Raw genomic sequence first — 23,868 nt, 5'->3', positions numbered from 1 at the left:
GGTGGGGATAAGATCATGAAGGTGCGTTGGTATGCCGGGGCTGCGCTGGCGGCCGCTTTGTCCACAGGTGCGCTGAGCGCCGCCGCCGCGCCGGTGACCGACGCCGATCGCGCGATGGCGCGGCAGATGCTGGAGGAAGCGATCGCGACGCCGACGGCGCGCGGCCGTGGGCAGGTGCCGACGCTGATCGAGAATTATTCGAAGCGGCTGCGCGAGGCGGGGTTCAAGGCCGACGAGATCATGGTTGTGCCGGTGGATTCGGAGGGCGAGAAGACCGCCGCGCTGGTGGTCCGCTACGCCGGCCGCAACCCGAGCGCGAAGCCCATCGCGTTCCTGGGCCACATGGACGTGGTGGATGCGCTGAAGGAAAACTGGTCCACCGACCCGTATGTGCCGACCGAGAAGGACGGCTATATCTATGGCCGTGGGTCGACCGACAACAAGGCGGGCGTGACCGCGCTGGTCGCCAGCTTCATTCGGCTGAAGAAATCGGGCTTCGTGCCCGAGCGTGACCTGCTGCTCGCCTTTTCGGGCGACGAGGAAACCGGCATGCTGTCGACGCGGGCGCTGACCAAGCATCCCTTGGTGTCGCGCGCCGAGTTCGCGCTCAATTCCGATGCCGGCAGCGGGCAGCAGGGCGAGGACGGCAAGTACCGCTTCAACATCCAGGCGGCGGAGAAGACCTACGCCAATTACGCCATCTCGGCGAAGAACCCGGGCGGCCACAGCTCGGCGCCGATGCCGGACAATGCGATCTACGACCTGGCGCGCGGGCTGGTGAAGCTGGAGGGCTTGCGCTTTCCGGTGCAGTTCAACGAGATCACGCGCATCATGGTCGCCGATCTGGCGAAGGAGAAGGGCGGCGAGCTGGGCAATGCGCTGACGACGTTGCTCAAGAACCCGAACGATGCCGCGGCGCGCGCGGTGGCGGAGAAATATCCGCATCAGGCGAACATCCTGTGGACCACCTGCGTCGCGACGATGCTGGAGGCGGGCAATGCGCCCAACGCGCTGCCGCAGAATGCGACCGCGAACGTCAATTGCCGCATCTTTCCGGGCACCAAGGTGGAGGACGTGCGGGCGACGATCGCCAAGACACTGAACAACGACAAGCTGACCGTGGCGATGGTCGGCGAGGGCGTGGAAAGCCCGGTGTCGCCGGTGAACCCGGCGCTGTTCGCACGGCTGCAGAAGGCGATGGACGCGACCTATCCGGGGGTCGAGCTGAAGCCGAGCATGTCGTCGGGCGGCACCGACGGGCGCGAGTTCCGCACGGCGGGCATCCCGACCTATGGCGCGGGCGCGCTGGCGCTGAAGGCGGACGATGCGCGGGCGCATGGCACCGACGAGCGCGTGCCGATCGACGCGTATCTGAAGCAGCTCGATTATTGGGATTACCTGCTGCGCGATCTGGGGAGCCGTAAGTGATCGGGGCTGTTGCGCGGCGCGACGTGATGCGCGGGGCGGCGGCTGGCGCGGCGTTGATCGCCATGCCTGGTGCGTTGCTGGCGCAGGGCGCGGCGGCGCCGTCGTGGCCGCCGATTGCGCCGATCAGCCGCGCCGAGCGTGAGGCGCGGCTGGCGCGGATGCAGGCGGAGCTTCGCCGCCGCAACCTGTCGGCGCTGCTGGTCGAGGCGGGATCGAGCCTCGTGTATTTCACCGGTGTCGACTGGTGGCGCAGCGAGCGGACCACGGCGGCGGTGATCCCGGCCGAGGGCCCGGTGCTGATCGTAACGCCGTTCTTCGAGGAGCCGTCGATCCGCGAAATGCTCGACGTGCCGGGCGAGGTGCGGGTGTGGCAGGAGGACGAAAGCCCCTTTGCGGTGATCGCCGGCTGGCTGAAGGAAAAGAAGCTCGATGCCGGCACGCTGGCGGTGGAGGAGACGGCGCGCTTCTTCATCGTCGATGGCGTTCGGCGGCTGCTGCCTGGTCTGAAAACCGTCTCGGGCGCCGCGCCGGTCAATGCGCTGCGCATGATCAAGAGCCCGGCCGAGATCGCGCTGATGCAGCGCGCCAACGACATCATGATCGCGGCGTACCGCGCCACGCACGGCCAGGTGCAGGCGGGGATGAACGGCAACGACATCAACGCGATCATGGAAGCCGAGCTGACGCGGTTCGGCGGCCAGCGCGCGTCGAGCAGCGCGCAGGTGGGGCCGGGCAGCGCGCTGCCGCATGGCTCCAAGGAGCGGCTGAAGGTGGCGGAAGGCACCGTCGTGCTGATGGACTGCACCTGCACGATGCACGGCTATGTCTCCGACATCTCACGCACCTTCGTCTTCGGGGAGCCGACCGCGGAGCAGCGCCGTGTGTTCGGCCATATGCGCCAGGGCATGAACGTGGCGATGGACGCGGCAAAGGTCGGCGTGGCCGCGGGCAGCGTCGATGATGCGGTGCGAAGCTATTACGAGAAGCTTGGCTACGGCCCGCGCTACGCGCTACCGGGGCTGTCGCATCGCACCGGGCATGGCATCGGGCTTGACGTGCACGAGCCGGTGAACCTGGTGCATGGCGAGACGACGAAGCTGGCGCCGGGGATGTGCTTTTCGAACGAGCCGGGGCTGTATCTGCCGGGCAAGTTCGGCATCCGCATCGAGGATTGCTTTTACATGACCGAGCGGGGGCCGCGCTTCTTCACGCAGCCGCCATCGTCGCTCGACAAGCCGTTCGGATAACAAGGGGAGGGCGCAATGCCACGATTGAAGAGCCTGTTGGGCGGCGCCGCTGCGTTCGCCATGGTGGCGCTCGCGCCCGCGGCTATGGCGCAGGAAGAACAGTCCATGTCGCCGGCCATGCCGAAGATCATGAGCCTGCGCGATCAGGCGCAGCTGCGCGATGCGTGGCTGGAGCGCCGCTTCGAAACCGTGCTGCCGCAGCTGATGCGCGAGAACGGCATCGACATGTGGGTGCTGATCGCGCGCGAATATCTGGAAGACCCGGTCGTCTCGACGATGCTGAACGCGACCAATTTGCGCGCGCGGCGGCGGACGATCCTGATCTTCTTCGATCCCGGCAACGGCAAGCCGATCGAGCGGCTGGTCGTCAGCAAGCACGGCATGGGCGATCTCTACACGCCGGTGTGGGACATGGAGAAGCAGCCCGACCAGTTCGCGCGTGTCCGCGAGCTGATCGCGGAGCGTAATCCGAAGAAGATCGCGCTCAACATTTCCTCGCTGACGGCGTTCGGCGACGGCCTGACGCACAGCCAATATACCGACCTGACGAAGGCGCTGACGCCCGAGCAGCAGGGCCGCATCGTTTCGGGCTATCCGCTGGCGATCGGCTGGCTTGAGACTCGCACGCCCGAGGAAATGAAGGTCTATCCCGAGATCGTGCGCGTGGCGCATGCGATCATCGGCGAGGGCTTTTCCTCCGCGGTGGTGAAGCCGGGGGTGACGACCAACGAGGATCTGGTCTGGTGGTATCGCCAGCGGGTGGCGGACCTTGGGCTCGGTTCGTGGTTTCACCCATCGGTCGAGGTGACGCGCAAGGGGGTGCCGGGCGTGCTGCGCGAAAAGGCGAGTGTGATCCAGAAGGGCGACATGCTGCGCGTCGATTTCGGCATCAACTATCTGAACTTCATGACCGACACGCAGCATGTGGCCTATGTGCTGCGCGATGGCGAGACTGACGCGCCGGCCGGGCTGAAGGCTGGGCTTCGCGACAACAACCGGGTGCAGGACGCGGTGACCAGCGAGTTTCGCGTCGGCGCGACGGGCAACGAGGTGCTGAACCGCGCGCGGGCGAAGGCGATCGCGGCGGGGCTGAAGCCGACGATCTATTCGCACCCGATCGGCTATCACGGCCATGGCGCGGGCAGCTCGATCGGGCTGTCGGAAGAACAGAAGTTCGTGCCGACCGGCGAATACAAATTGCGGCCGAACATCGCCTGGTCGATCGAACTAATGGCGACCAAGGCGGTGCCCGAGTGGGGCGGCCAGATGGTCGATTTCAAGAGCGAGGAAGACGCCTTCTTCGACGGCAAGACCGTTCGCTACATCGACGGGCGCCAGACCAAGTTTCACCTGATCGGCGACCGCTGAGGCGCCGCTGACCGGTTCATCCCGTGCCCAAAACTGGGCCTCATCCGGCGACGGATGGGGCCCTTCTTTTTTGTGATAGCGCTGCGCGAGTCGAACCGTTCATCGAGGTAAAACGGGAGCGATGCATCATTCCATCCGTCATGCCGGGCTTGTCCCGGCATCCAGGGTGCCGCGAGCTTTATTGCGTCTATTTTGCGGAACAGTGGACCCCGGCACAGGGCCGGGGTGACGCAGTTTATGTGATTGCCGTCGTGATCCGCTCGGCTGAGGCTCAGCCTTGCTTAAGCGCCGTTCTGGTCAGGGGCGGGGTAGGAGGATGAACTCCTCCTGGCCGCCGTCGAGGAAGCGGAAGGTGCCGTCGGGGGAGAGGAAGCCGTTTTCCTCGTGCATGAAGCGGACCTTCTGCCCGCCCCATTCGGGCACGTTCTTCTGCGCGTTCAGCTCGATCGACCAGGCGGTGCTGGGGTCGATGCGATAGTCGCCGCGGCCGGGCGCGGGCTTCTGGCTTTCCCAGGCGCCGATCCAGGTACCCGCGCCATGGCCGTGATAGCCGATCGGGTGCGAATAGATCGTGCCGTCGATCCCCTCGGCCTCGACCTGGCGGCGGGCGGCGGCGAGCACGTCGTTGCCCGAGCGGCCCGGCTTCAACGCCGCGATGGTGGCGGCGCGCACGCGGTTCATCGCCGCCAAGCCATCGCGCAGGCCCTTGGGCGCCTGTGTCTCGCCCGGTTTCAGCACATAGGCGAGGCGCTGGATATCGGTGTTGAGGCCGAGATAGGTGATGCCGAAATCGACGTGGAGCATGTCGCCCGGCATGATGATCGTGTCGCCGCGATGGCCCATCTCCTGCACGCTGAACTTGCCGCCATCGGCGCGCTGGATCGCGACGCTGGGCTGGAACCAGGTGTCGAGCCCGAGCGAATTGATCCGGTTGCGGAACCACCAGACCACATCGTCCGAGGTGGTGACGCCGGGCGTGATGACGCGTTCGGAGAACCCCTCCTCGATGATCGAATGCGAGATGCGCGAGACGATCGGGTAGCTGGCCATCTCCTCCGGGATGCGCGTTTCGAGCCAGCCGAGCGCGAGGCGTTCGTGCGAGACGAGGCGCTTTGCCATGTCCGGGCCGAGCGCGCGGACGATCGCCTCATAGTGGGTGGAGCTGAGGCCATCGGCGAGCGGGAAGCCTTCCGAGCGGTTGAGCGCGATCGTGGCGGGGTTGCGGTCCGCAATGATCCTGGCGAGCTCGGCCCATTGATCGGGCTGCTCGTCCGGGTTCCAGGCGGGCTGGAAATCGCCGACGGGATAGCGGGCGAGCGCGAGCTTCTCGATCGGCTTGCCCTCGCCCGGATCGAAGAAGACGAGAATGGTGCGGCGGCGCGCGTGCAGCCAGGTGGCGGGCAGCATCGTCGCCATCACCGGATCCTCGTTATACTCGCCGGCGACGAGCACCCACATCTGCACCTTGTCACGGCGCATCAGCGTGGGCAGCACCTTTTCGAAGCGGAGCTTGAGCCAGCGATCCTCGGTCTCGGCGCGGCGCTCGAGCGGGAGGATGGCGGGCATCTGGAGCTCGGCGCCGCGGGTGGTGGCCGTGGCCGGTGCGGCGGCGAGCGCCATGGCCAGAAGAAGTGCCGACATCGATTCCCCCAAAAGCTTGTGTTCACATCACGAACAACTGTTCGCTAATGCTACAAGGCCACGATCGAATTGACACCCCCGGAGCGGCGCGTTTGCCGCACCGGACGTTTGCGTTTGGAGCAACGGCCTGACGCGTGACAACGGCGAGCCGATCGTTAGGTAACGACGGGTTCGAGCGGGGGGAACAGGATGCGCGTGAGGCTGATGGTGGCGGCAATGGCCATGGCCGTGCCGATGGGCGCCGCCGCTGCGCCGGACGACAGCGCCGCGCCGGCCGCGGTGCTATACCGCCATGCGACGCTGATCGACGGGACCGGCGGACCAGCGGCAGCGGACATGACGGTGGTGACGCGCGGCGAGCGGATCGACGCGGTGATGCCCGATGCGAAGGTGACGCCGGCGCTGCTGAAGGGCGCGCGCGTCGTGGATCTGAAGGGGCGCTATCTGTTGCCCGGGCTGATCGACAGCCATCAGCATATCGCGACGCCGCCCAATCGTCGCCGCGCGGAGGCGCTGATGCGGCGCGACCTGTATAGCGGGATCACCGCGACGCGGATCATGGCGGACGACCTGCGATCGGTGGCGGAGATCGCGCGCGCCGCGGTAGTGGGCGAGATCGCTTCGCCCGACCTGTATTATGCCGCACTGTTCGCCGGCCCGAGCTTCTTCGACGATCCGCGCACGCTGGCGGTGAGCGCGGGCATCAAGCCGGGGACGGGCGCGTGGATGCAGGCGATCGATGACAAGACCGACCTCCCGCTGGCCGTGGCGCGCGCCAAGGGCACGGGTGCGACGGCGATCAAGATCTACGCCAATCTGCCGGCCGACCTGATCGCGAAGATCACCGCGGAGGCGCATCGACAGGGAATGCAGGTGTGGGCGCATGGCATGGTGTTCCCGACGCCGCCGGCCGAGGTGATCGCGGCGGGGCCGGATGTCGTCTCGCACAGTTGCTATCTTGCCTATCAGGCGGTGGCGAAGCGGCCCGCGACCTATCAGCAGCGGGTGGTGATCGACCCCGCGCCGTTCATCGCGCGCAACAATCCGGTGATGGGCGGGCTGTTCGCGACGATGAAGGCGCGCGGGATGCTGCTGGATGCGACATTGCGCGTGTATCAGGAGGGCGAAAAGCGGGCAAAGGCGGGTGGGCCGCCGCCCTATTGCTCGCTCGATCTGGCCGCGGCGCTGACGGCGCAGGCGCACGAGGCGGGGGTGGAGATTTCCGCGGGCACCGACGGCGACACGCCGGCGGGTGCGCCCTATCCGGGGCTGTTCGACGAGGTCGAGCTGCTGGTCGGCAAGGCCGGGTTCACGCCGGCCGAGGCGATCCGCGCCGCGACGCTGACGGGCGCGAAGACGATGGGCGAGGAAGCGACGCAGGGCACGATCGCGGCGGGGAAGCTCGCCAACATGGTGGTGCTGGCGCGCGATCCGCTGGCCGACATCGCCAACATGCGCAGCGTGGTGATGACGGTGAAGCGCGGGCGCGACTATCAGCGCGGCGCCTTCAAGCCGGTGACTGCGGAGGAACTGGGCCGTGACTGATCGACGCACCTTTCTGGCCGGTATGGTGACGGCCAGCGCCGCACCGTCGATCGCGCAGCAGCCGTCCGCGGCGAAGCGCGACATGCTGATCGTCAATGCGCTGGGCGGCTTTTCCGACCCCAATGCGCCGCGTGGCGATGGCGTCGCGCCGCGCGACACGCGTACGCCGCTGAGCGCGCGGGTGGTGAAGGATGCGCTCGCCTCGGGCATGAGCGCGGTGAACGTGACGCTGGGCTATGTCGCCGGGCCGGACGAGCCGTTCGAGCAGACGGTGCGCGAGATCGGGCTGTTCGACTGGCGTATCCGCAATCGCCCGGACGCGCTCGCCAAGGTGCTGACCGCCGCCGATATCCTGCGCGCGCATGAGGCGGGCAGGGTCGGCGTGATCTATGGTTTTCAGAACACCGCGATGCTGGGCGACGATGCCACCCGGGCCGACGTGTTCGCCGACCTTGGCGTGCGGGTGATCCAGCTGACCTACAATCCCGCCAACAAGGCCGGTAGCGGATCGATGGCGCCGGAGAATGGCGGCGTGACCGACTTCGGGCGCGCGGTGATCGAGCGGCTCAATGCCAATCGCGTGATGGTGGACCTGTCGCACAGCGGCGAGCGGACGTGCCTGGAGGCGGCGCGACTGTCCCAGCAGCCGATCTCGATCAACCACACCGGCTGCCGCGCGCTGACCGACCTGCCGCGCAACAAGACGGATGCCGAATTGCGGCTGGTGGCCGAACGCGGCGGGTTCGTCGGCATCTACTTCATGCCGTTCCTCAATCCGACGAGCGTTGCGAGTGCGGCGGACGTGGTTGCGCATATCGAGCATGCCATTGCGGTGTGCGGCGAGGATCATGTCGGCATCGGCACCGATGGCGGGACGACGGCGGTGGACGACATGGCGGCCTATCGCGCGGCCGGGCGCAAGGAGATTGCCGCGCGGCGGGCGGCGGGGATCGGCGCCAAGGGCGAGAACCCCGACACGCTGCCGTTCGTCGAGGATCTGAGCGGGCCGGGGCAGTTTCGCAAGCTGATCGCGCTGCTGGAGCGGCGCGGTCACAAGGCGGCGCGGATCGAGAAGATCATGGGGCGGAATTTCGTTCGGTACGCGCGCGACGTGTGGGGGGCATGAGCCCCGAGGCGATCGCCTTCGTCAATCAGGCGCTGGTGCCGATCGGGCTGGCGCTGATCATGTTCAGCATGGGGCTGACGCTGGCGCTGCGCGACTTTGCCGCGATCCTGTCGGGCGGGCGCGCGGCGGTGGCGGGGCTGGCGACGCACCTCCTGGTGCTGCCGCTGCTCGGGCTGGGTGTGGGGGCGCTGTTCGGCCTCTCGCCCGAGCTGGCGCTGGGGCTGTTCATCATCTCCATCTGCCCGGCGGGGACCACCTCCAATGCACTGACGTTCGTGGGGCGCGGCAATCTGGCGCTGGCCGTGGTGCTGACGCTGATGACCAGTGTGGTGACGGTGTTCACCATTCCGCTGCTGCTGCGCTGGGCGGTGCCGTGGTTCTTGGATGGCGGGGGCGGCGCGGTGCCGCAGCTCGATATCGTCGGCACCATGGGGCAGCTGGCGCGGATCACGCTGGCGCCGATCGCGGCTGGCATGGTGGTGCGCCGGTTCGCGCCTGGCGCGGCGGCGGTGATGGCGCAGCGGCTGCGGCCGACGGCGTTCATTGTGCTGGTGGCGGTGATCGGTTTTTCGGTGATCGTCAGCTTCGACATGGTGGTGCAGAACCTGCTCGCGGCGACGCCGGCGATCTATGCGCTGAACGCGGCGGCGATGGCGTTCGGCCTGCTCGTCGGGCGGGTGCTGGGGCTCAACCAGCGCGATTGGATGACGCTGGCGATCGAGACGGGGGTGCAGAACGCCACCCTGGCCTTGTTCCTGACGCTGACGGTGCTGGGCAGCCTGCCGCTGGCGGTGACGCAGAACATCTATGGCGTTGTGATGCTGCTGAACGCGACGCTGCTGATCCGCTGGTTCAAGGGGCGGATCGCGCGCGAGGAGGCGATGGCATGAGCATCCGGTTCATCGACGCGGCGGAGGTCGCGCGGCGGCTGACCTATGACGTGGCGGTGCCGCTGGTGCGCGAGGCGATGGTGGCGCTGTCGCAGGGGCGCACGCGGCAGCTGCTGCGCGGGATCATCGACCTGGATGGCGAGAATGCCTTTGGCGTGATGCCGGGCGCGCTGGATGCGGGGCCGTTCGGGGCGAAGCTGGTGAGCGTGTTTCCGGGGAACGTCGCGCGGGGCGGCATGTCGCATCAGGGGCTGATCGTGATGTTCGATCGGGCGAGCGGCGCGCCGGTGGCGGTGGTGGATGCGGGCGAGGTGACGGCGATCCGCACTGCGGCGGCATCGGCGGCGGCGACCGTGGCGCTGGCGCGGGCGGATGCGGATCAGCTGGCGGTGCTGGGCACGGGCGAGCAGGCGCAGCGGCATGTGCTGGCGATCCGCGCGGTGCGCCCGCTGGCGCGGGTGACGATCTGGGGACGCGATGCCGGCAAGGCGGCGGCGCTGGCGGAAGAGCTGGGGTGCGACGTGGCCGCAGCGGTGCGCGACGCGGTGGCGGACGCGGGGATCGTCTGCACGGTGACGGCGGCGGCGGAGCCGATCCTGTTCGCCGGCGACGTGGCGGCGGGGACGCATATCAATGCGGTCGGCTCGAGCCGGGCGGGGCCGGTGGAGATCGCGCCCGATCTGGTGGCGCGCAGCCGCTTCTTTGCTGATCATCGCGAGGGCGTGCTGAGCCAAGGCGCGGAGTTCCTGCGCGCCAAGGCCGAGGGGCTGGTGGATGACGCGCATGTGCTGGGCGAAATCGGCGAGGTGTTTGCGGGCACGCTCGCCGGGCGGACCGCGGCGGCGGACGTGACAATGTACAAGTCGCTGGGCAGCATCGTGCAGGATCTGGCGTGCGCTGCCTGGTTGTGCGCCAGCGAGGGCTGATCAGCCCTTTTCCAGCGCGATGCCGGCGAGGTTCTGCGTGCGCTTGATGTGGCGCAGGCGGAAGCGTGGCGGGCGGGGCAGCGCGAGGTAGGCGGCGTGATGGGCGTGGTGCGCGCGGGGCACTTTGATGATGCCGTTCGCCTGCGCGATCACCGCGGCGGCATCGCCGAGCAGGACGGCGTCGGCAAGGTCGAGCTGGTTCGCCAGGCGTAGCGCGGCGATCAGCGCGAGCCATTCGGCGGCCATGCTCGTGCCGGGTCCGAGCCCGCGCTCGATATGGCTGCGGCCCGCGGCGACGACCGCAAACTCCATGCCGGCGGGCAGCGGGCGCAGGCCGCCGTCGAAGAAGATCTTCACGCCTGCCGGTGCTGGCCGGGGGCGAGATCGGCGAGCGTCCAGTCGCCGATGCGCCAGCGGACGAGCCGCAGCGTGGGGTGGCCGATCGCGGCGGTCATGCGGCGGACTTGGCGGTTGCGCCCTTCGCGGATGGTGAGCGAGAGCCAGCAATCGGGGATGGCGGCGCGGTAGCGGATCGGCGGATCGCGCGGCCAGAGCGCGGGGTCGTCGATCCGCTCGGCCTCGGCGGGGCGGGTTGAGCCGTCCTTCAGCGAAACGCCGCTGCGCAGCCGGGCGAGCGCGTCCTCGCTCGGCTCGCCCTCGACTTGGACGAGATAGGTCTTGGGCAGCTTGAACTTGGGGTCGGCGATGCGCGCCTGGAGGCGGCCGTCGTCGGTGAGCAAGAGGAGCCCCTCGCTGTCGCGATCGAGCCGGCCGGCGGGATAGACGCCGGGCTGGTTGATGTAATCGGACAGGGTGGCGCGGGCCTCGGGCATGCTGCGGTCGGTGAACTGGCTGAGCACGCCATAGGGCTTGTTGAAGAGGAGGAGCGTCATCCGCCCGTGATGCTCCGCGCGACGGCCTCGGCGGTCTTGATGCCGTCGACCGCCGCGGAGAGGATGCCGCCGGCGTATCCGGCGCCCTCGCCGGCGGGGAACAGGCCGATCGTGTTGAGGCTGTGGCCGTCCTCGCCGCGACCGAAGCGGACGGGGGAGGAGGTGCGCGTTTCAACGCCGGTCATGACGACGTCGGGGTGGTCGTAATCCTTGATCTGGCGGCCGAACACCGGCAGCGCCTCGCGCATCGCGGCGATCGCGAAATCGGGCAGGCAGTCGGCAAGGTCGGTTGGGGTGACGCCCGGCTTGTACGACGGGACGACGCTGCCGAGCGTGGCGGACGGGCGGGCGGCGAGGAAATCGCCGACGCGCTGCGCGGGCGCCTTGTAGTTGCTGCCGCCGGCGACAAAGGCGCGCTCCTCCCAATGGCGCTGGAGCTTGATGCCGGCGAGCGGATCGCCGGGATAGTCGCGCGCGGGGTCGATCGCGACGACGAAGCCCGAGTTCGCGTTGCGCTCGTTGCGCGAATATTGGCTCATGCCGTTGGTTGCGACGCGGCCTTCCTCCGAGGTGGCGGCGACCACCGTGCCGCCCGGACACATGCAGAAGCTGTAGACGGTGCGGCCGTTCGAGCAGTGATGCGAGATATGATATTCGGCGGCGCCCAGGATCGGGTTGCCCGCCTCATGGCCGAAGCGCGAGCGGTCGATCCAGGATTGCGGATGCTCGATCCGCACGCCGATCGAGAAGGGTTTCGCCTCGGCGTGTACGCCGGCATCGACCAGCATCGCGAAGGTGTCGCGCGCGCTGTGGCCGACGGCGAGGACGACGTGGCTGGCGGGGAGATAGTCGCCGTTGTGGAGGTGCAGGCCGCGCAGGTGGCGATTGCCCGAGCCGTCCGTCTCCACGTCGAGGCCGTCGACGCGGGTGGAGAAGCGGTATTCGCCGCCGAGCTCCTCGATTTGCGCCCGCATGCTTTCGACCATGGTGACGAGGCGGAAGGTGCCGATGTGCGGATGCGCCTCGGTCAGGATCTCAGGAGGAGCGCCGGCCTTGACGAATTCGGTCAGCACCTTGCGGTTGAGGTGGCGGGGGTCCTTGATCCGGCTGTAGAGCTTGCCGTCGGAAAAGGTGCCGGCGCCGCCCTCGCCGAATTGTACGTTCGATTCGGGGTTCAGCTCGCTGCGGCGCCACAGGCCCCAGGTGTCCTTGGTGCGTTCGCGCACCACCTTGCCGCGTTCCAGCACGATCGGGCGAAAGCCGGCCTGCGCGAGGATCAGCGCGGCGAACAGCCCGCACGGGCCGGCGCCGATCACCACCGGGCGGGGCGCGTCGGCGGCGGCGGTGACGGGGACGTGGTAGCGGGTGTCGGGGGTGAGCTGAACGTCGCGGTCGCGCCGGAACTTGGCGAGCACGGTGCTTTCGTTCTTTACCGCGACGTCGAGCGAATAGACGAGGCTGATGTTGCTCTTGTCGCGCGCGTCGTGGCCGCGGCGCGCGATGGTGAAGCGGATCAGCTCGCGCGGGGTGATGCGCAGGCGGCGGCAGATGGCGGCGGGCAGCGCCTCGTCCGGGTGGTGCAGCGGGAGTTTGAGTTCGCTCAGGCGGATCATCGGCGTGTTCTTACAGGGATGGGCGGCGTCGCGCCAACGCGTGGGATCAGGCGGTTTCGATCAGGCGATCGGCCTGGGCGCGGGCCTCGTCGGTGATGGTGGCGCCCGAGAGCATCCGCGCGATTTCCTCGCGCCGCTCGGCCTCGGAGAGCTGGCGGACGCCGGTGCGGGTGACGACGCCGTCGTTGCGCTTGGCGATCAGAAGGTGCGCGGCGCCGCGTGCGGCGACTTGCGGCGAGTGGGTGACGACGAGCAATTGGGTGCGCTGCGCCAGGCGATGCAGCCGCTCGCCGATCGCCGAGGCAACCGCGCCGCCGACGCCGCGATCGATCTCGTCAAAGATCATCGTCGCCGCGCCGCCTTCTTCCGCCAGCGCGACCTTGAGCGCGAGGATGAAGCGGGAAAGCTCGCCGCCCGAGGCGATCTTGATCAGCGGGCCGAAGGGCGCGCCGGGGTTGGTGGCGATCTCGAATTCCACGCGGTCCTGACCGGCGGCGGCCCATTGCTCCTCGGGCAGCGGCACGACGGCGGTGCGGAAGCGGGCAGCATCGAGCTTCAGCGGGGGCAGCTCGGCCATCACCGCAGCGTCGAGCCGGGCGGCGGCGGCGGTGCGTGCCTTGGAGAGCGCGGCAGCGGCGGCGACATAGGTCTTGCGCGCGGCGGCGGCGGCGGCTTCGAGCGCGGCGATGCCTTCCTCGCCGGCCTCCAGCCGTTCGCGGCGGGCGCGCAGTTCGTCGGCAAGCGCGGCGAGATCGTCGGGCTGGACGCGATGCTTGCGCGCCATGCCGCGCAGCTCGAACAGGCGCGCCTCGTCATCCTCCAGCGCGCGCGGATCGAAGGCGAGCGCGCGAGTCGCGTCGCTGACCTGCTCGCCGGCGTTCCCTGCCTCGATCATCGCGCGGTCGAGCGCGGCGAGCGCCTCGGCGAGCGCGGGGTGGTCGGCGGAGATGCGATCGAGGATGCGCGCGGCCTGGCGCATGTTCGAGAGAGCGCCGTCGGACCCCTCCAGCGCATCGATCAGCGCGTTCAGATCCTCGGCGATCTTTTCGGAGCGCTGCATGGTGCGGCGGCGCTCGGCGAGCTGTTCCTCCTCGCCCGCTTCGGGGGCCAGCGCGTCGAGCTCGGCGACGGCATGATCGAGCCATTCGCGATCGCGCGCGGCGGCCTCGATCTCCTCGCGGGCGGCGGCGAGCGCGGTGTCGGCGGTGCGCCATGCCTGCCACGCGGCGCTGACGCTGGCGGTGTCGAGCCGCGCGAAGGTGTCGAGCAGCGCACGGTGGCCGCGCGGATTGAGCAGGCCGCGATCGTCGTGTTGACCGTGGATTTCGACCAGCCGCGTGCCAAGCTCGCGCAGCAGCGCGGCGGAGGCGGGCTGATTGTTGAGGAAGCCGCGGCTGCCGCCATCGGCCTTCACGACGCGGCGGACGATCAGCGGCTCGCCGGCGTCGCTCTCGATACCGTTCTCGTCGAGCAGCGCGGCGATGTCGGCCGGCGCCTCGAACGTGGCGGTGACGCTGGCCTGGGCGGCGCCGTGGCGCACGAGGGTGCTGTCGCCGCGTGCGCCGAGCGCCAGGCCGAGCGCGTCGAGCAGGATCGACTTGCCCGCGCCGGTTTCGCCGGTGAGCACGCCAAGGCCGGCGCCGAATTCGAGGTCCAGCGCCTCGATCAGCACCACGTCGCGGATCGAGAGCGCGGTCAGCATGATGGTGTCAACGCCCGGCGCGCCGGGCGGTGCCTCACTGGTCCTGCGGCGCGTCGCTCGCCGGTGCGGGCGGCGCACCGGGCTGAACGCCGGTCGGCGTGGCGGTGGAGGGTGCATTGCCACCCGGCGTCGCGCCGGCGCCGCCGGTCGTGGTCGCGGGCGTGGGCGCACCGGGGGCCTCGGCGCGCGGCGTCGGCGCACCGGTGACCGGCAGCACGTCCACCTGCTTGCGGACCGGCGTTTCGGGACGCGCGACGGTCGGCTGGGCGATCACCTGCTCGCCTGGGGCAAGCGGCGCGATCGGCTTTACCGGGTTTTCGCCCACCAGGTTGAAGGCGCGCTGATACCACCAGGTTTCCGGGTAATTTGCGCCCAGTACGGCGGCGGCGCGCTTCGCCTCCTCGCGCACGCCGAGCGCCAGATAGGTCTCGGTCAGGCGCATCAGCGCCTCGGGCGTGTGGGTGGTCGTCTGATATTCATCCACCACGCGGCGGAAGCGCAAGGTGGCGGCGAGCCACTGGCCGCGCCGTTCGTAGAAACGGCCGATCTCCATTTCCTTGCCGGCCAAGTGATCGCGCACCAGGTCGATCTTCAGCCGGGCATCGGCGGCGTAGCGCGTGTTGGGGTAGCGTCGGGTGAGCTCGCCCAGTGCATCCTGCGCCTGCGCGGTAATCTTCTGATCGCGCGTGACGTCGCTGATCTGCTCGTAATAGCTCATCGCGATCAGGTAATAGGCATAAGGCGCGTCGCGATTGCCGGGGTGGACCGACAGGAAACGCTGCGCACCCTGAATCGCCTCCGTATAGTTCTTCGCGAGATAATTGCTGAACGCGCCCATCAGCTGCGCGCGGCGCGCCCAGATCGAATAGGGGTGCTGGCGCTCCACCTCGTCGAACAGCGCGGCGGCGACCTTGTACTGGCGCTGATCGAGCTTTTCGCGCGCGGCGCTGTACAAAGTGCCGACGTCGCGGGCGACATAGGGCAGGTCGCCGCCGGCGCGATTGCGGGCGCAGCCGGCGATCGGCAGGGCCATGGCCGCGAGCATCAGGGCGACGAGCGGACGAGACGGAATGTTACGCATCGTGGTGGCCTTTAGCGCAGGGCCGCGCGTGCGAACAATGCTGAAACGCGTGTGATCGGATATGGCGCGAAACGCATTGGTTCGGGCGGCGTTCAGAGGATAGAGACAAAGCCGATCATTGCGGGGACACACATGACTGCAACCTTGCTGGCCACCAAGCGCGTCGAAAAGCCGTGGGGCAGGCACACTTTATATCCGGGCTTCCCCGATCCCTCGGCCGATGGCGAGCCGATCGGCGAGGTGTGGTTCCAGTCGCCGCATCCCGATGAGCCGGACATGCTGATCAAATATCTGTTCACCAGCGAAAAGCTGTCGGTGCAGGATCACCCGTCGGACGAGGAAGCGCAGAAGCGCGGCCTGCCGCGTGGCAAGGACGAATGCTGGCTGATCCTGGATGCCAAGCCGGATTCGACGATCGCGATCGGCCCCAAGCAGCCGATGACCGCCGACGAGCTGCGCGAAAGTGCGCTGGACGGATCGATCGAGCACAAGCTCGACTGGAAGCCGGTGAAGGCGGGCGATTTCTATTATTCGCATTCGGGCGTGATCCACGCGATCGGCGCCGGTCTGACGCTGATCGAGGTGCAGCAGAATTCGGACACGACCTACCGCCTGTACGATTACGGGCGGCCGCGCGAGCTGCACCTGGACGACGGCGTCGCGGTGGCGGAGCTGACGCCCTATGTCGCGCCGCCCCGGCCGGGCGTGATCGAGCCGGGACGCGAGATCCTGGTGGAAGGGCCGAAGTTCGTGCTGGAACGCTGGAACGGCGGCAAGCGCGACATCACGCTGCCCGAGGGGAAATCCGGCTGGCTGGTGCCGATCCGCGGCGAGGGCGTGGTCGGCGGCGTTGCCTGGCATGCGGGTGAGTGCGTGCTGGTGGAGGGGCCCGAGCAGCTCCACGCCTCCGACGATGCGGACCTGTTGTTCGCCTATACGGGCACGACACGGCTGTAATTTTCGCCGGGCCGCTTGCGTGATTGGTAGCGCAAGCGGCTCGACATCGCGCGCGCTTCCCGCGAAGGGCGGCGCGTGCTTGATCTTGTTCCCCTTATCCTCATGGCGGTGGCCGGTTTCGTCGGCGGTGCGATGAATGCGCTAGCCGGCGGCGGCTCGTTTGCGACGATGCCGGCGCTGCTGGCGATCGGCCAGCCGGCGAACATCGCCAACGCCACCTCCAATTTCGCGCTGCTGCCGGGCGCGGCGATGAGCAGCTGGGCCTTTCGCGACGAGCTGGCGCCGGTCGGCGGGGTCAGCCTGCGCGTGCTGGGGGGCGTGACGTTCGTGGCGGGGCTGATCGGCAGCCTGCTGCTGGTGGTGACGCCGACGAGCACGTTCGACGTGATCGTGCCATGGCTGGTGCTGTACGCGTTCGTCGTTCTCGCCTTTGGGCAGCGCGCGTCGGTGTGGCTGTCGCGGCGGTTCTCAATCGGGCCGCGCGCCTTGATTGCGGCGCAGGCGGTGCTTGGCGTGTACGGCGGCTATTTCGGCGGGGGCATCGGGCTGATGATGACCGCAACCTATGGCCTGCTGACCGGGCTGAACCCGCGCGATGCCTTTGCGCCGCGCACGCTGATGCTGACCACGGCCAATGCGGCGGCGGCGGTAATCTTCATCAGTTTCGGCATGATCGCCTGGGCGGCGTGTATCCCGATGCTGCTGGGCGGGATCGTCGGCGGCTGGGCGGGGGCGCATATCGGCAAGCGCCTGCCTAGTGGGGCGGTGCGGGTGTGGACGCTTTTGGTATCGGGCGCGACCACCTTGGTGTTCTTCTGGCGCGCCTACGGATAAGATCGGCCTCGTCTTCGTCAGTGCCGGCCAGAGGTGTGACCGCCGTGGATTCGTGCTAGCGTCACGCGCGATGAAGACCGTTTTTCGACATCGCCTCGCGACCCGATTGTGGCATTGGATCAATGCCGTCTCGATCTTCATTCTGATCGGATCGGGGCTGGGCATCTCCAATGCGCATCCGCGGCTCTATTGGGGCAGCTATGGGGCGAACTTCGATCCGGCGTGGTGGGAGCTGCCGCGCTTTCCATCGTGGCTGACGATCCCGGCGAGCTACAATCTCGCGATCTCGCGCCGGTGGCATCTGTTTTTCGCGCTGGTGCTGGCCTTTGGGCTGCTTGCGTATATGATCGTGAGCCTGGCCAACCGGCATTTCGCGCGCAAGCTGCGGGTGCGGCGGAGCGACCTGTCGCCGCGCAATCTGATGGCGGACCTGCGCGAGCATCTGGCGCTCCGCTTCCACGATCCGGCGCATCCGACGGCGTATAACATCTTCCAGAAACTGAGCTATGTGGCGGTGATCTTCATCCTGCTGCCGCTGGTGATCCTGACCGGGCTGGCGCTGTCGCCGGGCATGAACGCTGGCATGCCGTGGCTGCTGGACCTGTTCGGCGGGCGGCAGTCGGCGCGGTCGATCCATTTCCTGTGCATGATCGGGCTGGCGGGGTTCACCGTCATCCACCTCGCTTTGGTGATCCTGGCGGGGGCGATCAATGAGACCAGGTCGATGATCACCGGCTGGTGGCGCGTGCCCGAGGAGCCCAAGCCATGATGGTGGGTCGGCGTAATCTGATGGTCGGCTCGGCGGCGTTGCTGGCCGGTTGCGACAAGGTGATCCAGCAGCCGGCGGCGCGGCGCATCCTGTTCATGGGCGAGGAGATGCATCGCGGGCTGCAACGCGCGCTGGTGAACCGCAACGCGCTGGCGCCCGAATTCACGCCCGAGCAGCGATCGCCGTTCTTTCGACCCAACGGCACGCGCGATCCGGGGACGGCGGACTATGCCGCGCTGCGTGCCGGCAACTTTGCCGATTGGCGCTTGCAGATCGGCGGACTGGTGACGCGGCCGCTCTCGCTGAGCCTCAAAGACCTCGGCGCCTTTGCGCAGCGCGCGCAGATCACGCGGCACGATTGCGTCGAAGGATGGAGCGCGATCGCGAAATGGCAGGGGCCGACGCTGGGCGACGTGCTGAAGGCGGCGGGGATTCGCGACGGCGCGCGCTACATCGTGTTCACCTGCGCCGACCAATATCGCGGCGCGCCTTACTACGAATCGATCGACCTGGTGGATGCCTTTCACCCGCAGACGATCCTGGCCTGGGCGCTGAACGATCGGTTCCTGCCGGTGATGAACGGTGCGCCGTGTCGCCTGCGGGTGGAGCGGCAGCTGGGCTACAAGCACGCCAAATATCTGATGCGGATCGATGCGGTCGCGAGCCTCGATGGGATCGGCAAGGGCAAGGGCGGCTATTGGGAGGATAATGTCGATTACGATTGGTATGCCGGCATCTGATTGTTACGGGTGCGGCCGATGGCACTGATCGACCTGTTTCTCTCCCGCGCGGTGAAGCGCGGCACCCTGACCCTTTATCGTCCCAAGGCGCCGCCGCGCACCTTTGGCACGCCCGATCCCAACTTTCCCGATGTGACGATCCGCTTCGCCGACCGCGGCGTGGCGCTGGCGATCGCGCGCAATCCGGCGCTGGGCGCGGGCGAATGCTACATGAACGGGCGGCTGATCGTCGAGCAGGGCGACATTCGCGATCTCGTCGAGCTGCTGAAGCGCAACGATGCGTGGGAGAAGGGGCAGAAGAACCTGAAGCCGGGGCTCGCCGCGCGCACGTTCAACGCGGTGAAATATCGCGCCGACCGGATCAACATGGAGCGCCGCTCCAAGCGCAATGTGGCGCATCACTATGATCTGTCGGGTCGGCTGTACGACCTCTTCCTCGATCGCGACAAGCAATACAGCTGCGCCTATTTCACCGATCCGGGCAACAGCCTGGAGCAGGCACAGGAAGACAAAAAGGCGCATATCGCCGCCAAGCTGGCGCTGAAGCCGGGAATGCGCGTGCTCGACATCGGCTGCGGCTGGGGCGGCATGGCGCTGTACCTCCACAAGCATTTCGACGTCGACGTGCTGGGCGTGACGCTGTCCGAGGAACAGCTGAAGGTGGCGCGCGATCGTGCCGCCGAAGCGGGCGTGGCGGATCGCGTCAAGTTCGAGCTGATCGATTACCGCCGCGTCGAGGGGAGCTTCGACCGGATCGTCTCGGTCGGCATGTTCGAGCATGTCGGGCCGCCGCAGTATCGCACGTTCTTCCGCAAGTGCCGCGAGTTGCTGAGCGACGACGGCGTGATGCTGCTGCACACGATCGGGCGGATGGGGAAGCCCGGGGTGACCGACGACTGGACCGCGAAATATATTTTTCCAGGCGGCTATAACCCGGCGCTGAGCGAGATCGTGACGGCGTATGAGGGGTGCAAGCTGTTCCCGACCGACATCGAAGTGCTGCGCGTCCATTACGCCTATACGCTCGACCATTGGTACGACCGGACGGTGGCGGCGAGGGATCAGATCGTCGCGCTGTATGACGAGCGGTTTTTCCGCATGTGGACGTTCTATCTTGCGGGGGCAGCGGCGGCGTTCCGCAATGGGGGGCTGTGCAATTACCAGGTGCAGCTGACCAAGAGCCGCCATGCGGTGCCGCTGACGCGCGATTACATGTTTGAGGGCGAGCGGGCGCTGCGTGGGGATTGAATCGCCGTGCCGGGCCGCCGCGGTCTATATTGTTGTTGTTTGATATGCGGATGGGTGGATGCCGGGACGAGCCCGGCATGACGGTGGTTTTTGGTGCGGCCGTTTGCCAATCAACAGCCGTCATCCCGGCCCCGCGCCGGGATGACGGGTGCTGGCTTATCCGCCGCCGTGCAGGTTGATCTTCTGCCCATTGGCATATTCGCCGTCGGCCGAGACGAAATACGCCACCGCCGCGGCGACGTCCGCCGGGGTGGAGACGCGGCCGAAGGGTGATTGCGCCGCGAGATCGTGGATGTCGGCGACGCCGCGGGTGGCCTTGGCCAGTCGCTCGCCCATGTCGGTGACGGTGAGGCCCGGGGCGACGATGTTGGTGCGGATGTTGTTGCCGCGTTCCTCCTTCGACAGCACCAGCGCCAGCGCCTCGGCGGCGGCCTTGCCCATCGAATAGGGGGCGCCGTTGGGGGCGTGGTAGAGCGTCGCGACGCTGGAGATCATGATGATGTCGCCGCGGCCCTTTTCCTTTGCGCGTGTCCGCATCGAGGGAAGGACGAGCTTCGACATGTAATGCGGGGCGAAGCAGTGCGTGCGCATGACACGCTCGAACTCGGCCGGGTCGGTATCGGCGACGCTCTGCCCGCGGCTGGCGATGCCGGCGTTGTTGACGAGGATGTCGATGCCGCCGAAGTCGGCGACGACGGCCTCGACCATCGCCGCGCAATCCTCGAACCGGTCGACGGAGGCGGCATAGGCCTTGGCGCGGCGACCCAGGCCCTCGATCTCGCGCACGACCTCATCGGCGGCCTCGGCATCGCGGCGGTAGTTGACCGCGACGTCGGCGCCGTCGCGCGCGAGGCGCAGCGCGATCTCGCGCCCGATGCCGCGGCTGCCGCCGGTTATCAGCGCGACGCGTCCTTCCAATCCCCCGCTCATGCAGCCTGCTCCTTGTTCTTCTTGGAATAATCGGGCCGGCGCTTCTCGAAGAACGCCTTGATGCCTTCGCCGAAATCGGGTGCGGTGGCGCACAGGATCTGGTTGCGATCCTCCATCGCCACCGCCGCCTCAAGGCTGGGCGCGTCGATCGACATGCGCAGGCACTCCTTGGTGAGGCGCAGGCCCATCGGCGAGGTGGTGAGCATCTGCTCGATCAGCGGCGCGGCGACTTCCTCCATCTGGTCATCGGGCACGACGCGGCTGACGAGGCCAGTGGCGAGCGCCCGATCGGCGGTGATGAAATTGCCGGTGAGCATGAATTCGGCCGCCACGCTCGCGCCGACGAGGCGGGGGAGAAAGTAGCTGACGCCGATGTCGCAGGCGGACAGGCCGATGCGGATGAAGGCGGCGTTCATGCGGACCGATTCGCCGGCGATGCGGATGTCCGACGCCAGTGCCATCGCGAAGCCGCCGCCGCAGGCCGGGCCGTGGACAAGGCTGATGATCGGTTGCGGGCAATAGCGCATCTTCATCACGATCTCGGCGATCGAGCGCTGGTGGGCGAGGCGATCGATCGTGTCGAATTCGGCGCGGCCGCCCTCCTGCAGGTCGAGCCCGGCGCAATAGGCACGGCCGGCGCCCTTCAGCACCACGACGCGGCAGTCGCGATCCTTGTGCAGCGCGCCGAAATAATGGCTCAGTTCCTCGACGTGGCGGTCGTTCAGCGCGTTCAGGACGTGCGGGCGGTTCATCGTCACCCAATCGACTTCGCCCCGGCGCTCGACCGAGATCATCTCATATTCCACGGTGCCTCTCCCCTTGGTGCATGTTGCACTGATCTGTTGACGGCGCATCCTACATAACTAAAGTTATCCTGCAATCGCGGACAACCGATGGGGTTGCCGCCAAGGATGTAGGGGAGAGGGGCGTGAAGCTCGGACCGGATATTGCTGCGGTTATCACCGGGGGTGCCTCGGGGCTGGGGCTGGCCACCGCCAAGGCGCTGCGCGCGCATGGCGTGAAGGTCGCCCTGTTCGACAAGAATGCCGAGATCGGGCCGGGCGTCGCCGAGGAGATCGGCGCGGTGTTCTGCGAAGTCGACGTGATGGATCAGGCGTCGGTGGATGCCGGCTTCGCCAAGGCGCGCGCCGCCAACGGGCAGGAGCGCGCGCTGGTGAATTGCGCCGGCGGCGGCTTTGGCGGGCCGAACAAGACGGTCGCGCGGTCGAAGGAGGATGGATCGATCGTTCCGTATCCGATCGAGAATTTCCAAAAGACGCTGGAGCTGAACCTCGTCGGTTCGTTCCGCTGCATCGTCGGATCGGTTGCGGGCATGATGACGCTGGACCCGACCGAGGACGGGGATCGCGGCGCGATCGTCAACACCGCCAGCGTGGCGGGCGAGGAAGGGCAGATGGGGCAGGTCGCCTATGCCTCCGCCAAGGCCGGCGTGATCGGCATGACGCTGAACGTCGCGCGCGACCTGTCGAGCGAAGGCGTGCGGTGCAACACGATCCTGCCGGGCATCTTCGACACGCCGCTGCTGGCGCGTGCGAAGCCGCAGGTGAAGGCCGCGCTGTCGGCCATGGTGCCGTTCCCCAAGCGGCTCGGCGCCGCGGAGGAATATGCCGCGCTGGCGGTTGAGATGCTGCGCAACGGTTATTTCAACGGCGAGGACGTGCGGCTCGACGGCGCGATCCGGATGCAGCCGCGGTGATAAACTCCCTCTCCCCGCTTGCGGGGAGAGGGCTGGGGAGAGGGGCAGGGAAAGGCGGCTTATGACAGCCCCTCTCCCCGACCCTCTCCCCTGAAGGGGAGAGGGAGATTTGTTGTGAACTTCGATTATTCCGACGACCAGAAGATGCTGAAGGACGAGGCGCGCAAGTTCCTCGCCGCGAAGTGCGACGCCAAGGTGGTACGCGGCGTGCTCGACCATGACGACCGTGCCTATGACGAGGCGCTGTGGAAGGGCGTCGCCGAGCAGGGCTGGCTGGGCGCGGCGATCCCCGAGGAGTTCGGCGGGCTGGGGCTCGGCCATGTCGAGCTGTGCGCGCTGGCGGAGGAGCTGGGCCGTGCGTGCGCGCCGATCCCGTTCGCCTCGACCGTCTATTTCGTCGCCGAGGCGCTGATGAAGTTCGGCTCGCAGGAGCAGAAGGCGAAGTGGCTGCCGAAGATCGCAGCCGGCGAGGTGATCGGCGCCTTTGCGACGGCCGAGGGCAAGGGGCCGGTGACGGCGCGCTCGATCGGCACGACGGTGGCGGGCGGAAAATTGTCTGGCGAGAAGATCCCGGTGACCGACGGCGATGTCGCCGACCTGATCGTCGTGCTGGCGAAGGACGGGCTGTACCTGGTCGAGAAGGGCGAGGGCGTGTCGGCCGAGGTGCTGACGACGCTCGATCCGACGCGGTCGGCGGCGAAGCTCACCTTCTCGGGCGCGCCAGCCGAGCGGCTGGGCGACGAGGACGGGATTGCGGCGATGCAGGCGGTGTTCGACCGCGCGGCGATCCTGCTGGCGTTCGAGCAGGTCGGCGGCGCCGACAAGAGCCTGGAGATGGCCAAGGCCTATGCGCTCGACCGACAGGCATTCGGCCGGGTGATCGGCGGCTATCAGGCGATCAAGCACAAGCTGGCCGACATGTACGTCAAGAACGAGATTGCGCGCTCCAACGCCTATTACGGCGCCTGGGCGCTCAACACCGATGCGGGCGAGCTGCCGCTGGCGGCGGCCACGGCACGCGTCGCGGCGAGCGAGGCGTTCTGGTTCGCCTCCAAGGAGAACATCCAGACGCACGGCGGCATCGGCTTCACCTGGGAGGCCGATCCGCAGCTTTATTATCGTCGCTCGCGGCAGCTTTCGCTGGTGGCGGGTGCGCCGGCGACGTGGCGCGAGCGGCTGGTGAGCCAGCTCGAGATGAAGAACGCCGCCTGAG

The 23,868-nt window shown here is 67.9% G+C and carries 22 protein-coding genes; 14 read left to right on the top strand and 8 right to left on the bottom strand.

Annotation, left to right across the window (positions count from 1 at the left end; translation table 11 throughout):
- Nucleotides 1-15: 15 nt before the first annotated feature.
- From SPDO_RS12395 to SPDO_RS12385, 3 genes are read left to right on the top strand one after another with little or no spacing between them, the layout of a single operon-like run.
- Nucleotides 16-1,428: a M20/M25/M40 family metallo-hydrolase gene (locus SPDO_RS12395; RefSeq protein ID WP_088367786.1), complete on the top strand. Its 1,413-nt coding sequence runs from the start codon at nt 16-18 to the stop codon at nt 1,426-1,428.
- Nucleotides 1,425-2,675, top strand: coding sequence for a M24 family metallopeptidase (locus SPDO_RS12390; RefSeq protein ID WP_245829450.1), 1,251 nt, complete (start codon nt 1,425-1,427; stop codon nt 2,673-2,675). The genes SPDO_RS12395 and SPDO_RS12390 overlap by 4 nt, the downstream gene beginning before the upstream one ends.
- Before the next feature lie 15 nt (nt 2,676-2,690).
- Entirely contained in the window at nt 2,691-4,043 is a 1,353-nt protein-coding gene (locus SPDO_RS12385) for a M24 family metallopeptidase (RefSeq protein ID WP_245829448.1), read from the top strand.
- 297 nt (nt 4,044-4,340) lie between these two features.
- Here SPDO_RS12385 and SPDO_RS12380 read toward each other — a convergent pair whose 3' ends face one another.
- Nucleotides 4,341-5,684, bottom strand: a complete 1,344-nt coding sequence (locus SPDO_RS12380; protein ID WP_088367874.1) for a M24 family metallopeptidase — start codon at nt 5,682-5,684, stop codon at nt 4,341-4,343.
- 189 nt (nt 5,685-5,873) lie between these two features.
- Here SPDO_RS12380 and SPDO_RS12375 point away from each other — a divergent pair, with 189 nt between their 5' ends.
- The 4 genes from SPDO_RS12375 to SPDO_RS12360 are packed head-to-tail and all read left to right on the top strand — an operon-like array spanning nt 5,874 to nt 10,171.
- The gene (locus tag SPDO_RS12375; RefSeq protein WP_088367785.1) at nt 5,874-7,229 is read left to right on the top strand and encodes an amidohydrolase family protein; all 1,356 of its coding nucleotides are present in this window, start codon (nt 5,874-5,876) and stop codon (nt 7,227-7,229) included.
- The gene (locus SPDO_RS12370) at nt 7,222-8,355 is read left to right on the top strand and encodes a dipeptidase (protein ID WP_342746675.1); all 1,134 of its coding nucleotides are present in this window, start codon (nt 7,222-7,224) and stop codon (nt 8,353-8,355) included. Before SPDO_RS12375 ends, SPDO_RS12370 begins: the two co-directional genes overlap by 8 nt.
- Nucleotides 8,352-9,245, top strand: a complete 894-nt coding sequence (locus SPDO_RS12365) for a bile acid:sodium symporter family protein (RefSeq protein ID WP_088367783.1) — start codon at nt 8,352-8,354, stop codon at nt 9,243-9,245. The genes SPDO_RS12370 and SPDO_RS12365 overlap by 4 nt, the downstream gene beginning before the upstream one ends.
- A complete protein-coding gene (locus SPDO_RS12360) occupies nt 9,242-10,171 on the top strand; it encodes an ornithine cyclodeaminase family protein (RefSeq protein ID WP_211280079.1) in 930 nt (309 codons plus the stop codon). Before SPDO_RS12365 ends, SPDO_RS12360 begins: the two co-directional genes overlap by 4 nt.
- Here the strand turns inward: SPDO_RS12360 and SPDO_RS12355 are convergent, their stop codons facing one another.
- The 5 genes from SPDO_RS12355 to SPDO_RS12335 are packed head-to-tail and all read right to left on the bottom strand — an operon-like array spanning nt 10,172 to nt 15,460.
- Nucleotides 10,172-10,528 (bottom strand): reverse transcriptase-like protein, encoded by a 357-nt coding sequence (locus SPDO_RS12355; protein WP_245829446.1) that lies wholly within the window; start codon nt 10,526-10,528, stop codon nt 10,172-10,174.
- Nucleotides 10,525-11,064 (bottom strand): pseudouridine synthase, encoded by a 540-nt coding sequence (locus SPDO_RS12350; RefSeq protein ID WP_088367782.1) that lies wholly within the window; start codon nt 11,062-11,064, stop codon nt 10,525-10,527. The genes SPDO_RS12355 and SPDO_RS12350 overlap by 4 nt, the downstream gene beginning before the upstream one ends.
- Nucleotides 11,061-12,677 carry an NAD(P)/FAD-dependent oxidoreductase gene (locus SPDO_RS12345; RefSeq protein ID WP_088367781.1) on the bottom strand — a complete coding sequence of 539 codons (1,617 nt, stop codon included), beginning with the start codon at nt 12,675-12,677 and terminating at the stop codon, nt 11,061-11,063. The genes SPDO_RS12350 and SPDO_RS12345 overlap by 4 nt, the downstream gene beginning before the upstream one ends.
- A 46-nt stretch (nt 12,678-12,723) precedes the next feature.
- Nucleotides 12,724-14,379 (bottom strand): DNA repair protein RecN, encoded by a 1,656-nt coding sequence (gene recN / locus SPDO_RS12340; RefSeq protein WP_088367871.1) that lies wholly within the window; start codon nt 14,377-14,379, stop codon nt 12,724-12,726.
- Between the two features lie 34 nt (nt 14,380-14,413).
- Nucleotides 14,414-15,460 carry an outer membrane protein assembly factor BamD gene (locus SPDO_RS12335; protein WP_088367780.1) on the bottom strand — a complete coding sequence of 349 codons (1,047 nt, stop codon included), beginning with the start codon at nt 15,458-15,460 and terminating at the stop codon, nt 14,414-14,416.
- Nucleotides 15,461-15,592: 132 nt separating this feature from the next.
- Between SPDO_RS12335 and SPDO_RS12330 the strand changes: the two genes are divergently transcribed.
- From SPDO_RS12330 to SPDO_RS12310, 5 genes are all read left to right on the top strand, one after another.
- Nucleotides 15,593-16,417: a class I mannose-6-phosphate isomerase gene (locus tag SPDO_RS12330; protein WP_088367779.1), complete on the top strand. Its 825-nt coding sequence runs from the start codon at nt 15,593-15,595 to the stop codon at nt 16,415-16,417.
- A 75-nt stretch (nt 16,418-16,492) separates the two neighbouring features.
- Nucleotides 16,493-17,251, top strand: coding sequence for a sulfite exporter TauE/SafE family protein (locus SPDO_RS12325; RefSeq protein ID WP_245829444.1), 759 nt, complete (start codon nt 16,493-16,495; stop codon nt 17,249-17,251).
- A 70-nt stretch (nt 17,252-17,321) separates the two neighbouring features.
- Complete coding sequence (locus SPDO_RS12320; RefSeq protein WP_088367777.1) at nt 17,322-18,020, top strand: cytochrome b/b6 domain-containing protein; 699 nt, start codon at nt 17,322-17,324, stop codon at nt 18,018-18,020.
- A complete protein-coding gene (locus tag SPDO_RS12315; RefSeq protein WP_088367776.1) occupies nt 18,017-18,760 on the top strand; it encodes a molybdopterin-dependent oxidoreductase in 744 nt (247 codons plus the stop codon). The genes SPDO_RS12320 and SPDO_RS12315 overlap by 4 nt, the downstream gene beginning before the upstream one ends.
- Before the next feature lie 18 nt (nt 18,761-18,778).
- Nucleotides 18,779-20,008, top strand: a complete 1,230-nt coding sequence (locus SPDO_RS12310) for an SAM-dependent methyltransferase (protein WP_088367775.1) — start codon at nt 18,779-18,781, stop codon at nt 20,006-20,008.
- A gap of 156 nt (nt 20,009-20,164) precedes the next feature.
- Here SPDO_RS12310 and SPDO_RS12305 read toward each other — a convergent pair whose 3' ends face one another.
- Both SPDO_RS12305 and SPDO_RS12300 read right to left on the bottom strand, forming a co-directional pair.
- Nucleotides 20,165-20,938: an SDR family NAD(P)-dependent oxidoreductase gene (locus SPDO_RS12305; protein WP_088367774.1), complete on the bottom strand. Its 774-nt coding sequence runs from the start codon at nt 20,936-20,938 to the stop codon at nt 20,165-20,167.
- Nucleotides 20,935-21,732, bottom strand: coding sequence for an enoyl-CoA hydratase/isomerase family protein (locus SPDO_RS12300; RefSeq protein WP_245829477.1), 798 nt, complete (start codon nt 21,730-21,732; stop codon nt 20,935-20,937). Before SPDO_RS12300 ends, SPDO_RS12305 begins: the two co-directional genes overlap by 4 nt.
- Nucleotides 21,733-21,866: 134 nt before the next feature.
- On the opposite strand from SPDO_RS12300, the gene SPDO_RS12295 reads away from it, so the two are divergent.
- Nucleotides 21,867-22,655: an SDR family NAD(P)-dependent oxidoreductase gene (locus SPDO_RS12295; RefSeq protein ID WP_066777908.1), complete on the top strand. Its 789-nt coding sequence runs from the start codon at nt 21,867-21,869 to the stop codon at nt 22,653-22,655.
- A 114-nt stretch (nt 22,656-22,769) separates the two neighbouring features.
- Nucleotides 22,770-23,867 (top strand): acyl-CoA dehydrogenase family protein, encoded by a 1,098-nt coding sequence (locus SPDO_RS12290; RefSeq protein ID WP_088367772.1) that lies wholly within the window; start codon nt 22,770-22,772, stop codon nt 23,865-23,867.
- The last annotated feature ends 1 nt before the right edge of the window (nt 23,868 follow it).

Source organism: Sphingomonas dokdonensis (assembly GCF_002197685.1).
GTDB classification, from domain to species: Bacteria; Pseudomonadota; Alphaproteobacteria; order Sphingomonadales; family Sphingomonadaceae; genus Sphingomonas; species Sphingomonas dokdonensis.
This window is presented reverse-complemented; position numbering and strand designations above follow the sequence as displayed.